A 14,230-nucleotide genomic window follows, 5' to 3' on the forward strand; every position below is an offset into this window, starting at 1 on the left:
GGCGCAATCGTGGCGGATCAGATCGAGCGCGCGCGTATCCTCGCGATTGATAAATTCGATGCGCGCATCGCGCGTGATCGGATCGGAAAGATCGACGACCGTGCCGTCGAGCGCCATGGCGACCGTCTTCTTGGCCAAGGATCTGGCGATGCCTTCGACGATCTCGCGGCCGGTCGTGCCCGCCGGGAACTCACGGCGCGCACCATCGGGGAATGTCAGATTGATCATGATCGAAACGCTCCTGGCTCACTCCTGCAAACGCAGCAGGTAAGCATTGGGGGATGACATTTTCGGAAAATCGCGCGGCGTCAGCCGTCATCCGTGGACTGCGCGCGCATGGCCTCGCGCGGCGCGTTGGTGGAGCGCCACAGGCCATAGCGCCACGGCATATACCAGTGCGCTTGCACGGGCAATGCGTCGAGAACATTGTCGATGCCATGCGTGCCGCCGGGGCCGCAGCGGCAGATCCGCGCGAGCCCCATCCAGCCGCCGGCCCAGAGCCCGAATTTGCCGATTGCCTCGTGAGTGTATTCCGAGCAGCTCGGCAGATGCCGGCATTGCCGCCCGATCATGCCGGAAATCGAATATCGATAGAGCGTGATCAGCCCACGCGCCGCACTGGCGGGCGTACGCGCCATCGCGCCGGCGCTGCGGTCGAAAAGCGTGTCGAGCGCGGCGCCGCCATGGCGGCGAGGTGGGTGGCCAGGAGGGTGGCCAGGAGGGTGGCCAGGAGGGTGGCCAAGAGGGTAGCCAAGAGGATCGCGGTCGGGTTTGCTCATGTCTGTGATCTGGCGTACGCGGGCGCGGAATGCAAGCGGGAGGAGATCAGCTCCGGCGCTGCGGGCGAGCGAGAACTGCTGACACTTCGTCATCCTCGATCTGGTGGAAATCGTCGTAAAAGAAACCGACCGCCTGGAACAGGCGCGGCGCAAGCGGGCAGATTACGTGATCAACCGCCTCGCGCAGGCGCACCAGCGTCTCCGGCGGCGCCACGGGCACGCAAACGGTGATGTCGCGCGGGTTCTGCCGATGCAGGGCGGCAATCGCCGCGAACAGGCTTGTCCCGGTGGCGACGCCATCATCGACGATAATCACCGAGCGGTCGCGCACGGGAAGACGCGGGCGCCCGGCGCAATAGGCGGCACGCTGTCGGGCGATCTCGGTGATCGCACGCACGCGCCCCTCCTCCAGCCAGCCCTCCGGAACGCGCAGACCGTCGGTAATCTCGGGATTGGTCACGACCGCATCCTCCGCGCCCTCCACGACGGCGGCGATGGCGAATTCCGGCTGGCCCGGAGCGCCGATCTTGCGCACGAAAAGCAGATCGAGCGGGGCATCGAGCGCCTGCGCGACGGGAACCGCCACGGGGACCCCGCCGCGCGGCAAGGCCAGAACGAGCGGATCCTGCAGCGGCCTGCGTGCGGCACGGTCCTTCAGCGCCTGCGCCAGAATTTCACCGGCCTGCGCACGATCACGATAGCGTTCCGGAAACGGCATTGTCGAATCCACCCTTCGCTGTCAGATGCCCGGTCGGAAACGGGCGAAGCCGCGCCGCATGATCGACGATACGCGCGCGAAACGGTAGCGGCCTTGATCATGCGCAATGCAGACAGCGACAACGCCGGCTAGCTTGCCGCGAGACGCATTCCGAAAACCAGCCGCGATCCGGCCACCGGAGACCCCCGATGATCGGCGCACTCGACCGCAAGGTCCTGCGTGATCTGTGGCGCCTCAAGGCGCAGGTGCTCGCCATCGCCCTGGTGATGGCGGCAGGTGCGGCGACGCTGATACTCGCTGCCGGCGGCATGCGCTCGCTTGAGCAAACCCGCGCGGCCTATTATGATCGCAGCAATTTCGCCGATGTTTTCGCGCAGGTCCGGCGCGCGCCGGAAGGTGTCGCGGAGCGCATCGCCGCCCTGCCCGGCATCGCCGCCTTCGAGACGCGGATCAGCAAGAACGCGGTGCTCGATATCGCGGGCATGGTCGAGCCCGGCAGCGCCAGACTCCTCTCCCTGCCTGATCGTGGGCCCGCGCGGCTCAACCGGATCACATTGGAACGCGGAGGCCGACCTGATCCCGCGCGTCCGGACGAGGTCGTCGTCAATGCCGCCTTCGCCGATGCCCACGGCTTCACGATCGGCGACCGTTTCGGCGCCATCGTCAATGGCCGCAGTCGCGATCTCGTGATCGTCGGCATCGCCCGGAGCCCGGAATTCATCTATGCGATCGGCCCCTGGGACGTGGTGCCGGATGACCGGCGCTTCGCGGTGATCTGGATGTCGCGCTCGGCGCTGGCCGCCGCCTTCGATCTCCAGGGCGCGTTTTCCGAAATCGCGATCCGGCTCCTGCGTGGCGCCTCTGAACCGCAGGTGATCGCGGCCGTCGATGATAGGCTGGCACGCTATGGTGGCACCGGCGCGTATGGCCGCGAGCAGCAGCAGAGCCATGCTTTCGTGCAGGCCGAGATCGAACAGATGGATGCGCTCAGCCGCGTGCTGCCGCCGATCTTCCTTTTCATCGCGGCCTTTCTCGTCAACATGACGCTGACCCGGCTGATCGCGCTTGAGCGCGAGCAGATCGGCCTGCTCAAGGCGGTCGGCTACGGCTCGGTGACGATTGCGGCGCACTATCTCAAATTCGCCGCCGTGATCGCGGCGATCGGCGTGGTGATCGGCGCGATCGCCGGCACGCTGCTCGCACGCGGCATGACTGTGCTGCTGGTGGAGTTCTACCACTTCCCCTATCTGCTCTTCACGACGGGGACTGATCTCTACCTGATCGCCTTCCTCGCCACGGTCGCTGCAGCCAGTATCGGCGCGCTCAAAGCGGTCTGGAGCGTTCTGTGCCTCGCCCCTGCTGTCGCCATGCAGCCCCCCGCGCCACCGCGTTACCGGCGCATCCTGCCGCGCTGGCTGGATATTGCCGCCTTCGTTCCCAAGACGGCGATCATGATCGGACGCAACATGATGCGTGCGCCGGTACGCGCCGGCATGACCGTGCTCGGCATGGCACTTTCGGTCGCAATCCTGATCGGCTCGCTTTTTCTGGTGGATTCGATCTACGCGATGCTGGAAGTGCATTATTTCCAGGCCGAACGCCAGCACGCCACCGTGAATTTCATTCGAGAGGCGCCTCAGGGCACCCTGTACGCCATCGCGCAATGGCCCGGCGTGTTCACCGTCGAGGGCCAGCGCGTCGTGGCCGCCCGGCTGCGCAACGGGCATCGCGAGCATCTTACCCAGATCACCGGCATGCCCGCGCAGGGCGAGCTCGCCCGCGCCCTCGATGCCCGCCACAGCCCGCTCACCCTGCCCGATCAAGGCATCGTGCCGAGCGTGGCGCTGGCCGGGAAGCTTGGCGTACGGCGCGGGGACACGCTCGAAGTGCAATTCCTCCAGGGTGCGCGCCGCAGCGTCATGCTGGAGGTAACCGATCTCGCCCATACCCATATCGGCCTCGGCGCCTTCATGGAGATCAGCGCCGTCAACCGGGCCATGCGCGAAGGCCGCGTCGTCACCGGCGCGCATTTCAGCCTCGACGAGAACGCGGAGGCCGCGCTCTACGATCGCGTCAAACAATCGCCGCTGATCGGCGCGATCGGGCTTCAGCGTGTCTCGCTTTCGAATTTCCGGCAGACCATGGATGAGATGATCTGGATATCGATGACGATCTACGTCGCCCTTGCCGCCGTGATCGCCTTCGGCGTCGTCTATAACAGCGCCCGCATCCAGCTCTCCGAGCGCGCCCGCGAGCTGGCCTCGCTGCGGGTGCTGGGTTTCACCCGCGCGGAAGTCTCCTGGATCCTGCTGGGCGAATTGATCGCGCTCACCCTGATCGCCATCCCGCTCGGCTGGCTCCTCGGCTACGGGCTCGCGATCATCATGCTGGAGGAATATGCCAGCGATCTGTTTCGTCTGCCCTTCGTGATCTCGCACGCGACCTTCGCCACGGCGAGCGGCGTGGTACTTGCTGCCGCGACATTCTCGGCGCTGGTGGTGCGCCGCCGTATCGACCGTCTCGATCTGATCGAAGTTCTCAAGACCAGGGAGTAGCCGGATGGCCGGGCAGACTTCGAAAACGCAAACGCGGAAAACCTGGCGCAAGCGCCTGCTGATCGTCGTGGCCCTCGCCGCCCTCGGCGCGCTCGCGGTCTGGGCGATGCGCCCGCAACCGATCGCGGTGGATCTCGCGGTGATCGACCGGGGCGATCTGATCCTCAGCGTCGAGGATGAGGGGCGTACGCGCATCCGTGACATCTACGTCGTCTCCTCCCCCATGGCCGGCAGCGTGCTGCGCTCACCGCTGGATGTCGGGGATGAAGTGGTCGCCGGCGAGACGGTTGCCGCCTTCATCCGCCCGCTGACGCCGGAATTTCTGGATGCGCGTTCGCGCGCGGAAGCGCAAGCCACGATCGAGGCGGCCCGCGCGGCAGTGCAGCTGGCATCTGCGCAGGAACTCGAGGCCTCCGCCGAATGGAGTTTCCAGCAATCCGAGCTCAGCCGCGTCGCCGAGCTCGCCCGGCGCGATATCGTCTCGCAGCGCGAATTCGACCGCGCCCGCGCTGCCGTGAACGCCGCCTCCGCCCGCATGGCAAGCGCCCAGGCGACCCTCGCCGTGCGCGAACGCGAACTCGAAGCCGCCCGCGCGCGGCTGACGGCGCCGCAGGTCATTGATCCGCAGGCGCCGGAAGCCGGTGAGGATTGCTGCCTGCGCCTGCATGCGCCGATCACGGGGGAGGTCCTTACCGTGCATCATCGCAGCGAGACGGTGGTGCGCGCCGGCGAGCCGCTGATCGCATTCGGCGATCCGCAATTGCTCGAAGCGGAAGTCGAACTTCTCTCGTCCGACGCGGTGCGCGTGCGTCCCGGCCTGCGTGCCGAGATCGAGGGCTGGGGTGGCGACCACATCCTTGCCGCGCGCGTGCGCCGGGTGGAATCGGCGGGCTTCACCAAGGTTTCCGCGCTCGGTATCGAAGAGCAACGGGTGCGCGTCGTGCTCGATTTCGAGGGCCCCCCGGAAACGCGTGAGGGCCTCGGCCACGGTTTCCGCATCATCGTTCGCATCATCCTCGACGCATTCGAGGACGTCGTGCGCGTGCCGCTGGGCGCGCTGTTTCGCCATGAGGGCGATTGGGCGGTCTTCGTCGCCGGCAACGACGGTATCGCCCGACTGCGCCCGATCACACCCGGCACCCGCGACGACAGCTTCGCCATCGTCGAGGCGGGGCTGGAGCCGGGCGCGCGTGTGATCCTCTATCCGAGCGACCGCATCGCCGACGGCGTGCCGGTTACCGAGCGGGAAGGATGACCCTCCCGGGGAGCGCAAGACGCGGCGTATCACCGGCTTGCGATGTCCGGGCCGATGCTCTCGCCCCGGATCAATCATCCATGGCGATCAGCGCCGCATTGCCGCCGGCTGCCGCCGTGTTGATGGTGATCGTCTGCTCGTTGCCGAAACGCGTCAGGTAGTGCGGCCCGCCGGCTTTCGGGCCGGTCCCCGAGAGACCGTTTCCGCCGAAGGGCTGTACACCGACGACCGCGCCGATCATATTGCGATTGGCATAGACATTGCCGATGGCGAGACGGTTCGCCACTTTCTCGACGACGCTCTCGATGCGCGTATGCAGACCGAGCGTCAGGCCGTAACCCTTGGCCTCGATCGCATCGAGCACCGCATCGAGCTCGGATGCCTTGTAGCGCACCACGTGCAGGATCGGGCCAAACACTTCGACTTCGAGATCCCCGGCCTTGCCGAGCTCGAACATGTGCGGCGCGACGAAAGTGCCGCGCGCGGGCGCCTCACCGGCATGATGAACCGCCTTCGCCTCGCGCTTCATGCGATCGATATGCTTGTCGAGGCCGGCCTTCGCCTCGGCGTCGATCACCGGGCCGACATGGATGGCGAAGTCGCGGGGATCGCCGAGCGCGAGTTCCTGCGCTGCCCCGGCGATCATCTCGATCATCCTGTCGGCGACATCCTCCTGCACGAACATCAGCCGCAGGGCCGAGCAGCGCTGGCCGGCCGAGCGGAAGGCGCTCATGATCACGTCGTCGGCGACCTGCTCCGGCAGCGCCGTGGCATCGACGATCATCGCGTTGATGCCGCCCGTCTCCGCGATCAGCGGCGTGATCGGCCCATGCTTGTCGGCGAGCGTCCGATTGATCAGCCTTGCCACCTCGGTCGAGCCCGTGAAGACGACACCGTCGATCTTCTCGTGCCCCACAAGCCGCGCGCCGATGCGTCCGTCACCGAGGACGAAATGCAGCGCCGAATGCGGGATACCGGCCTCGTACATCAGCGCAATGGTTTCAGCGGCAACCAGCGGCGTCTGCTCGGCGGGCTTGGCGACGACCGCGTTGCCGCTCACCAGAGCCGCGACGATCTGGCCGGTGAAGATGGCGAGGGGGAAATTCCAGGGCGAGATCGCCACGAAGACACCGCGTCCGCGCATGCGCAGCCGGTTGGATTCGCCGGTCGGACCGGGCAGTTCCTCGCCGTCACCATAGAGCCGACGCGCCTCGATGGCGTAGTAGCGGCAGAAATCCACAGCCTCGCGCAGTTCGGCCATGGCGTCGTCGATGGTCTTGCCGGCCTCGGCCTGCAACAGATAGAGCAGCCGTGCACGGCGCTCCTCCATCAGATCGGCAAAGCGCTCCAGCGCTCTGGCACGCTTGTCCGCCGGCGTGGAATCCCAGGCGCGGAAACCCGAACGCGCGGCAGCGACCGCCTTGTCGGCCAGCGCTTCATCCGCTTCCGCGACGGTCCCGACGCGGGTCTCGCCATCGACCGGCGAGACGCAAACCCGGCTCTCACCACCCGCCTGTTTGCCGTCGATGATGGAAACAGCCTCCGCCGGTGCCTTGCCGGCTTCATCCATCTGCCCGCGCAGCTTCGCCACCGCGATACGATCACCGAATTCGACCCCGGCGGAATTGCGCCGTGCGGATCCATAGAGATCAAGCGGCAGCGCAAGCGTGGAATGGCGCGCCTGATCGGGGGTCCGGATCAGCTCAGAGGGGCGTCGCAGCAGCGATTCGATCGTGACATTGGGGTCACCCGCCACCGAAACGAAGGACGAATTGGCACCGTTCTCCAAAAGCCTGCGCACCAGATAGGCGAGCAGGTCGCTATGACCGCCGACGGGCGCGTAAGTACGGCAGCCGAGCCCCGGGCGTTGCTTCATAAGGTGCCCGTAGAGCTGCTCACCCATGCCGTGCAGGCGCTGAAACTCGTAGCCCTCGTCATCACCGGCCATCTCGATGATCTCGGCCACGGTGAGCGCATTATGGGTGGCGAATTGCGGGAAGATGCGCGGCCGCAGGGCCAGCATCTGCTCGGCGCAGGCGATATAGTTGAGATCCGTCATCGCCTTTCGCGTGAAGACCGGATAATCGTCAAGCCCGCGCTCCTGCGCCCGCTTGATTTCCGTGTCCCAGTAGGCACCCTTGACCAGACGCACCATCATCCTGCGATCATGGCGCTCGGCCAGAGCGGCGATGTGATCGATCACGGCGCGGGCGCGTTTCTGGTAAGACTGGATGGCAAGCCCGAACCCGTCCCAATCGGCGAGTGTCGGATCGGCGACCACCGCATCAATCACGTCGAGCGACAGTTCGAGCCGATCCGCCTCCTCCGCGTCGATGGTGAAATTGAGATCGAAGCTCTTCGCCTTGCGCGCGAGCGCGATAACCTGCGGGACGATCTCCTCGAGCACCTTCTCGCGGTTGAGCGCCTCGTAGCGCGGATGCAAAGCCGAGAGCTTCACCGAGATACCGGGCCGCTCCGGCAGCGGGCGGTTGCCGGCGATGCGCCCGATCGTGTCGATGGCATGGGCGTAGCTGTCGAAATATTTCTGCGCATCCTTACGGGTGCGCGCGCCCTCGCCGAGCATGTCGAAGGAATAGCGGTAGACGCGCCCCTTGGGGGACTGCGCGCGCTTGAGCGCTTCCTCGATGGTCTGACCCAGAACGAAATGATTGCCCATGATGCGCATGGCCTGACGCGTCGCGGTGCGCACGGTGGGCGCGCCGAGGCGCTTGGTCATCTGCCGCAGGATGCCCTCAGGCGTCTCACCGGGCTGGATGACACGCGCGGTCATGCCGAGCGCCCAAGCCGAGGCGTTGACGAGAAAGGCGCCGGATTTCGTCTCGTGATGCGCGAAATCGCCCTGGCCGAGCTTGTCCTCGATGAGTTGATCCGCCGTGCGGGAATCGGGCACGCGCAGAAGCGCTTCGGCCAGCACCATCAGGGCGAGACCCTCGCGGGTGGAAAGCGCGTATTCCTGCAACATGTCCTCAATGCTGCCGAAGCCCCCCGCCTCGCTGCGGATCGCCATGATCATGGCGCTGGCAAGCGTATCGACGCGTTCTCGGGAGCGTACATCAGCAGAGCGCCGCGAGAGCAGCCGGTGCGCAAGTGCATGATCATCCTCCGCATAGGGGGCGGCGAAGCTGGTGGGGGCAGGTGTCACAGCATCCATGAACATCACTCCGTTGCGGCAAGCAGACCGTCGCACTTCGAGGCGATCCAAAAATAATGGATTCCAGGGTGCATATCGATCGGTCTTTTTCGGATTATTCCGTGACTTATGCGGAAAATAATCTATAATTTAGTGATTATGACGGAAATTGATCGGATAGACCGGCGCATCCTTCAGGAGCTTCAGCGGGACGGGCGCCTCGCGAATGTCGAACTGGCCGAGCGTATCGGCCTCTCGCCGACGGCAACCGGCGAGCGCCTGCGCCGTCTGCAGAAGGACGGCGTGATCACCGGTTTCGGTGCACGGATTGCGCCCGGGACACTCGGGCTGGGATTGCTCGTCTTCGTCGAAGTCTCTCTGGACAAGACGACACCGGATGTCTTCGAGCGTTTCGCGGAGGCCGTCAGGCGGGCGCCGGAAGTGCTGGAATGCCATATGGTTGCGGGCGGTTTCGACTATCTGATCAAAACCCGCTTCGGCACGATGAGTGCTTATCGCCGCTTCCTCGGCGAGGGGCTGCTCTCCCTCCCCGGCGTACGCGAGACGCGCACCTACGCCGTGATGGAGGAAGTCAAGACCGATGGGCCGTTGCCCGTCTGAACAGCTGCGGCACCGGTCCGATGATGCACGTCAGGCGATCAGTGTTGCAGCGACCGCACAGCGCGCAGATGCGCAGTCGGCTAGAGTGATCGCGATTCGAGGGCTCCACGCAAATTGTCGGGCCCGCCCCATTGCTCGAACCTATTGCAGATCCATGCCGCGTCACCAGCGAAAGACAGTCGATCCGGTGCTCTCTGCCGCAGCCATGCTGCGGCGCATCGGATTCATGCTGCTGCTGACGGCACTCCCGGTCTTCGCCATGGTCTCGCGTCGTGCCGTCGTCATGCTCATGCCGATCGCCGTGTCGCTGATCATCATTGCAGCACTGATCGATGGCCAGCAGCGTGCTTTCGCGCTGGTCAACCGTCGGTTCGCAGCCTCCCCACCCGTTCTCGCGACCCTGGTGCTTGCGATCTGGATCGGCATGAGCCTGATCTGGACACCCTATCCCGACCCGGCGATCAGCCGCGCCGTCAGCCTGCTGGCAACCGCCGCGCTGGGTCTGGCGGGTTACTATGCCCTGTCCGACCGGACGCGCTCGGCCAATCTCTATCTTCTTCCGATCGGAGTTGCAGCCGCTGCGGTAACGGGCGCCCTCGCCGCGCTGGCGATGTCGCGCGGCGCGGTTCCCGGTATCGCGCCTGTCGCGCTCGAGCGCGGCATGGCGCTCGCGGTACTCGCCACGTGGCCGGCGACGGCGTGGATGCATTCACGCGGTCGCGACGCGCAGGCGCTCGTGGTCGCGGCATCGGTGGGGCTGATGACATTGCTCGCACCGACCTGGCTGTCGCTGATCGCCTTTGTCGCGGGGGCGCTCGTCTGGCCGCTCGCCGCCTCCTATCCGCGCGCCGTGACGGCAATCCTGGCGACCGCGGTTGCCGTTCTCATCATCTCCGCCCCCCTCTTCGCCTTCATCGCGACGCCACTGGGCCCCGGCATGGCCGGCGGCAGCATCAATGCCCTTGCGATCTGGCGGGAAATCATGCTGGATGATCCGCTGCGGATCATCACCGGCTATGGCCTCGAAGCGGCACAGCGATCGCGTATGGCCGGGGAGCTGCCCTGGAATGCGCCGAATTCCCTGCTCTTCGAGATCTGGTACGAGCTCGGCATCGTCGGTGCCGTCGCGATCGCCATTGCGCTTGCCGGTGCCGTGAGAGCGGCGGCGCGGCGCCAGCCGGTCCTGATCCCCGGGGGGCTCGCCTGCTTCACCAGCGCCTTCACCTTCGCGGCCTTGGGCATTGCAAGCACGCAAATGTGGTGGATCACCGGGCTGATCGTCATAGCATTGGCTTTTGTCGCCGTGACGCGAGGCCAGTTTCGCACCAGCCGCCCCAGGGTGGTATTTCCCGGCAGGCCGACCGACGAAGACGCGCCCCGGTGAAGGCGCGCCCTTCCAACGGCGCGCCTTCACCGGCAACACGCCTTCTCAGGCCGCCGAGCTCTCCTGCATCCTGAGCTTTTCGACTTCGGCTGCGAGCCGCCCCTCCTCGACCGCATGACAGCGCACGTCGATCTCGCCCGGAAGCGACGTCACGCCCGGTGTTTCGCTCTTGCAGCGCGCGTTGGCGAAGGGGCAGCGCGGGTGGAAATGACAGCCTGACGGTGGCGAGATCGGGCTCGGCACCTCACCACCGACGGGAATGCGCTTGCGCCCCGTCATTTCGAGATCGGGAATGGCATCAAGCAGCATGCGCGTATAGGGATGCTGCGGGTTCCTGAAGATCTCGCGCGCCGGTCCGACCTCGACCAAGCGCCCGAGATACATCACGCCCAGATAATCGGAGATGTGATAGACCACCGCGAGATCGTGGCTGATGAAGAGATAGGAGAGCCCCAGCTCGCGCTGGAGATCCTTCATCAGATTGAGAATCTGCGCCTGAACCGAGACGTCGAGCGCCGATGTCGGCTCGTCGCAGACGAGGAACTCCGGCTCGGAAGCGAGCGCGCGGGCAATCGAGATACGCTGCCGCTGGCCGCCGGAGAACTCGTGCGGGAATTTCTCGCCGTCGCGCGCCGAGAGCTTCACGCGCTCCAGATTGAGCGCGACACGGCGCGTGATGTCGCGTTCGTCATCCGAGATTCCGTGGGCGCGGATCGGCTCGGCGATAATGTCGTGCACGCGCCAGCGCGGGTTCAGCGAGGCGAACGGATCCTGGAAGATCATCTGGAAACGCCGGCGCAGGCCGGCCATCTCCTTGCGTGAGCGCTTGCCGGCCATATCATGCCCGTCGAAGACACCCTTGCCGCCGGTCGGCTGGTACAAGCCGACGACGAGACGCGCCACTGTGGACTTGCCGCAACCGCTTTCGCCGACGAGGCTGAATGTCTTGCCTCTCGGGATCTTGAAATTGATCGCATCGACCGCCCGCAGCGTCGAGCGCCCCTCCCGGTGGATGATCCGCCGCAGCAAGGGCGCCGACACGTCGAATGACTTCGACAGATCGACGGCTTCAAAAATGGGTTTTTCAACCTGCATCGTCACTATCCTGTTCGCCTATTCAGCCGCTTCGGTCTTGCTTGTGCCAGTGGCATGCAGCCAGCACGCGGCACTCGAGCGATCGACATCGATGAGATTCGGTCGCTCCACGCGGCAGCGATCGAACACCTGCGGGCAACGCGGATTGAAGGCACAGCCCCTGGGGATTTCGGTCAGACGCGGCATTGAACCCTCGATCTGGGTGAGGCGCTCGAGATCATGGCCCACGACCGGAATCGAACCCATCAGCCCTTCTGTGTAAGGGTGCTTGGCTTTCTTGATGACATCCTGAACCGGGCCGATCTCGGCGATCCGACCGGCATACATCACCGCCACGCGGTCAGCCGTCTCGGCGATAACCCCCATATCGTGTGTCACCAGCATGATCGCTGCGCCATGCTCGTCACACAGACGCTTGAGCAGCTTGATGATCTGCGCCTGGATCGACACGTCGAGCGCCGTGGTCGGCTCATCCGCTATGATCATACGCGGATTCACGCACAAGGCGAGCGCGATGACGACACGCTGTCGCATGCCGCCTGAGAACTGGTGCGGATACTGGTCGATACGCTTCTCCGGCGAGGGGATCCCCACCTCGCCGAGAAGATCGATAGCATGCTTTCTTGCCTGCGCCTCGGTCAGATCCTGGTGGGTCAGGATCGTTTCGATAAGCTGCCGCCCCACCGTATAAAGCGGGTTGAGCGAGGTCAGCGGGTCCTGGAAGACCATGCCGATACGCTTGCCGCGGATCTTGCGCATGGCCTCCTGGGACAGATTGTCGATGCGCTCGCCATCGAGCCACACCTCACCGCCGGCAATCCGTCCCGGGGGCTCCAGCAGACCGATGATGGCGGAGCCCGTCATCGACTTGCCCGCGCCGGACTCACCGACGACACCGAGCACTTCGCCCTCATTGACCGTGAAAGAGACATCGTCGACCGCGACCAGGTTGCCGCGACGGTTGGGGAATTCGACCCGGAGGTTCCTGACCTCGAGAACCGGTTTCTTGGTGCTCACGAGACCCTCCTCAGCGCAGCTTGGGGTTGAGCGCGTCGCGCAGCCAGTCACCCAGCAGGTTCACTGCGAGGACAAGCACGACGAGGACGACGCCGGGGAAGATCGACATCCACCATTCACCGGAAAACAGGAAGTTGTTCCCGATCCGGATGAGTGTCCCCAGCGAAGGATTGGTGGGCGGCACGCCCACACCAAGGAAGGACAGTGTCGCCTCGGTGAGAATGGCCACGGCCAGCGAAAGCGTCGCGATCACGAGGACCGGCCCCATCACATTGGGCAGGACGTGCCGCAGCATGATCAGGATCGGATGAATGCCCATCACCTTGGCCGCCTGAACGTATTCACGGTTCTTCTCGACAAGGGTGGAGCCACGCACGGTGCGTGCGAAATTCACCCACAGCGAAGCGGCGATCGCGAGAATGATCACGTAGATCTTGAAGTCCGCCCGCGCCTGCGTGCTCATTACGGAGGATGCGACACCATCGATCATGAGCGCGATGAGAATGGCCGGAAAGGTCAGCTGAACATCGGCGATGCGCATGATAACCGCATCGATCCAGCCGCCGAAATAGCCGCTGACGAGACCGAGGACCATGCCGAAAGCCGCTGCCAGCACGACACCCGAAAAACCGACGAGCAGCGATATCCGAAGGCCGAAGATCATCGCCGAAAGCACATCTCGTCCCTGGTCATCCGTCCCGAGCAGATAATTCAGATCCCCGCCAGGCGACCAGGCCGGCGGCTTGTAAGCGTCCATGAGATTGAGAGAGCCCAGATCATAGGTATCGTACGGCGCCACCCAGGGCGCAAAAAGCGCAGCCGTGAACATCGCCATCGTTACCAGAAAGGCCACGATGGTGAGGGGCGATTGCCGGAAGCTGTAGAAAATATCGCCGTCGAAGAAGCTCCTGGTGTTGCCGTAGATGCGCCGCCACAAGCGCGGAGACGATGCAGCCACATCGGGGCTCGTCACTTCAGGGCTCGTGGATGCCTGATTCGTATTGGTTGATGACATACCGACGCCCTCCTTACTTCGTGCTCGCAGGACGCTCGATCCGCAGACGCGGATCCACGACGTAGTAGAGCATGTCGACGATCAGATTTATGAGCACGAAAAATACGGCAACAAGCACGAGGTAACTGGACATGATCGGAATGTCGGCGAAATTGATCGCCTGAATGATCAGAAGCCCCATGCCAGGCCATTGGAACACGGTCTCGGTGATGATCGAGAACGCCAGCAGCGCACCAATCTGAAGGCCCATGATGGTGATCACGGGAACCAGCGTGTTCTTGAGCGCATGCCCGAAATTGATTGAACGCTGAGGCAATCCACGCGCCCGTGCGAATTTGATGTAGTCCGTGCGCAGCACCTCGAGCATTTCGGCGCGCACGAGACGCATGATCAACGTGAGCTGGAACAGCGCCAGAGTGACGGCGGGCAGGATTATGTGGCTCCAGCCGCGCAAGGATAGCAGGCTCGTCTCCCAACCGAAAACGGTAGTCAGTCCGCCCCGTCCGAAAGTGGGCAACCATCCCAGCGTCACACCGAATACGAGGATCAGAAGGATGCCGATCAGGAAGGTGGGAAGCGATATGCCGACGAGCGAGACGGTGAGGAATATCTTCGACAGAAAAGAATGGCGATTCAGGCC

The 14,230-nt window shown here is 64.6% G+C and carries 12 protein-coding genes; 4 read left to right on the forward strand and 8 right to left on the reverse strand.

Annotation, left to right across the window (positions count from 1 at the left end; all coding sequences use genetic code 11):
- The 3 genes from VKP01_RS10770 to VKP01_RS10780 all read right to left on the reverse strand — a co-directional run.
- The coding region (locus VKP01_RS10770) for a TGS domain-containing protein (protein ID WP_324412147.1) at positions 1-228 on the reverse strand (228 nt) is incomplete at its 3' end.
- A gap of 80 nt (positions 229-308) precedes the next feature.
- Positions 309-638, reverse strand: coding sequence for a membrane protein insertion efficiency factor YidD (gene yidD / locus VKP01_RS10775; RefSeq protein WP_324412149.1), 330 nt, complete (start codon positions 636-638; stop codon positions 309-311).
- A gap of 187 nt (positions 639-825) precedes the next feature.
- Positions 826-1,497 carry a phosphoribosyltransferase gene (locus tag VKP01_RS10780; protein ID WP_324412151.1) on the reverse strand — a complete coding sequence of 224 codons (672 nt, stop codon included), beginning with the start codon at positions 1,495-1,497 and terminating at the stop codon, positions 826-828.
- Between the two features lie 188 nt (positions 1,498-1,685).
- Between VKP01_RS10780 and VKP01_RS10785 the strand changes: the two genes are divergently transcribed.
- Together VKP01_RS10785 and VKP01_RS10790 are read left to right on the forward strand one after the other, a co-directional pair.
- Positions 1,686-4,052, forward strand: coding sequence for an ABC transporter permease (locus tag VKP01_RS10785; RefSeq protein ID WP_324412153.1), 2,367 nt, complete (start codon positions 1,686-1,688; stop codon positions 4,050-4,052).
- A gap of 4 nt (positions 4,053-4,056) precedes the next feature.
- Positions 4,057-5,307 (forward strand): efflux RND transporter periplasmic adaptor subunit, encoded by a 1,251-nt coding sequence (locus VKP01_RS10790; protein WP_324412155.1) that lies wholly within the window; start codon positions 4,057-4,059, stop codon positions 5,305-5,307.
- 70 nt (positions 5,308-5,377) lie between these two features.
- Here VKP01_RS10790 and putA read toward each other — a convergent pair whose 3' ends face one another.
- Positions 5,378-8,479, reverse strand: a complete 3,102-nt coding sequence (putA, locus tag VKP01_RS10795; RefSeq protein ID WP_324412157.1) for a bifunctional proline dehydrogenase/L-glutamate gamma-semialdehyde dehydrogenase PutA — start codon at positions 8,477-8,479, stop codon at positions 5,378-5,380.
- Between the two features lie 138 nt (positions 8,480-8,617).
- Here putA and VKP01_RS10800 point away from each other — a divergent pair, with 138 nt between their 5' ends.
- Both VKP01_RS10800 and VKP01_RS10805 read left to right on the forward strand, forming a co-directional pair.
- Positions 8,618-9,079, forward strand: a complete 462-nt coding sequence (locus tag VKP01_RS10800; protein ID WP_324412159.1) for an Lrp/AsnC ligand binding domain-containing protein — start codon at positions 8,618-8,620, stop codon at positions 9,077-9,079.
- Positions 9,080-9,233: 154 nt separating this feature from the next.
- Positions 9,234-10,463, forward strand: a complete 1,230-nt coding sequence (locus tag VKP01_RS10805) for a peptide ABC transporter permease (protein ID WP_324412161.1) — start codon at positions 9,234-9,236, stop codon at positions 10,461-10,463.
- A gap of 45 nt (positions 10,464-10,508) precedes the next feature.
- Here the strand turns inward: VKP01_RS10805 and VKP01_RS10810 are convergent, their stop codons facing one another.
- The 4 genes from VKP01_RS10810 to VKP01_RS10825 all read right to left on the reverse strand — a co-directional run.
- Positions 10,509-11,558, reverse strand: a complete 1,050-nt coding sequence (locus VKP01_RS10810) for an oligopeptide/dipeptide ABC transporter ATP-binding protein (protein ID WP_324412163.1) — start codon at positions 11,556-11,558, stop codon at positions 10,509-10,511.
- Between the two features lie 18 nt (positions 11,559-11,576).
- Complete coding sequence (locus VKP01_RS10815; RefSeq protein WP_324412165.1) at positions 11,577-12,575, reverse strand: ABC transporter ATP-binding protein; 999 nt, start codon at positions 12,573-12,575, stop codon at positions 11,577-11,579.
- 10 nt (positions 12,576-12,585) lie between these two features.
- The gene (locus VKP01_RS10820) at positions 12,586-13,590 is read right to left on the reverse strand and encodes an ABC transporter permease (protein WP_414706563.1); all 1,005 of its coding nucleotides are present in this window, start codon (positions 13,588-13,590) and stop codon (positions 12,586-12,588) included.
- A 13-nt stretch (positions 13,591-13,603) separates the two neighbouring features.
- Positions 13,604-14,230: ABC transporter permease (locus VKP01_RS10825; RefSeq protein ID WP_324412169.1), on the reverse strand; the 627-nt coding region annotated here is incomplete at its 5' end.

The organism is Saliniramus sp., assembly GCF_035311605.1.
Taxonomy (GTDB): Bacteria; Pseudomonadota; Alphaproteobacteria; order Rhizobiales; family Beijerinckiaceae; genus Saliniramus.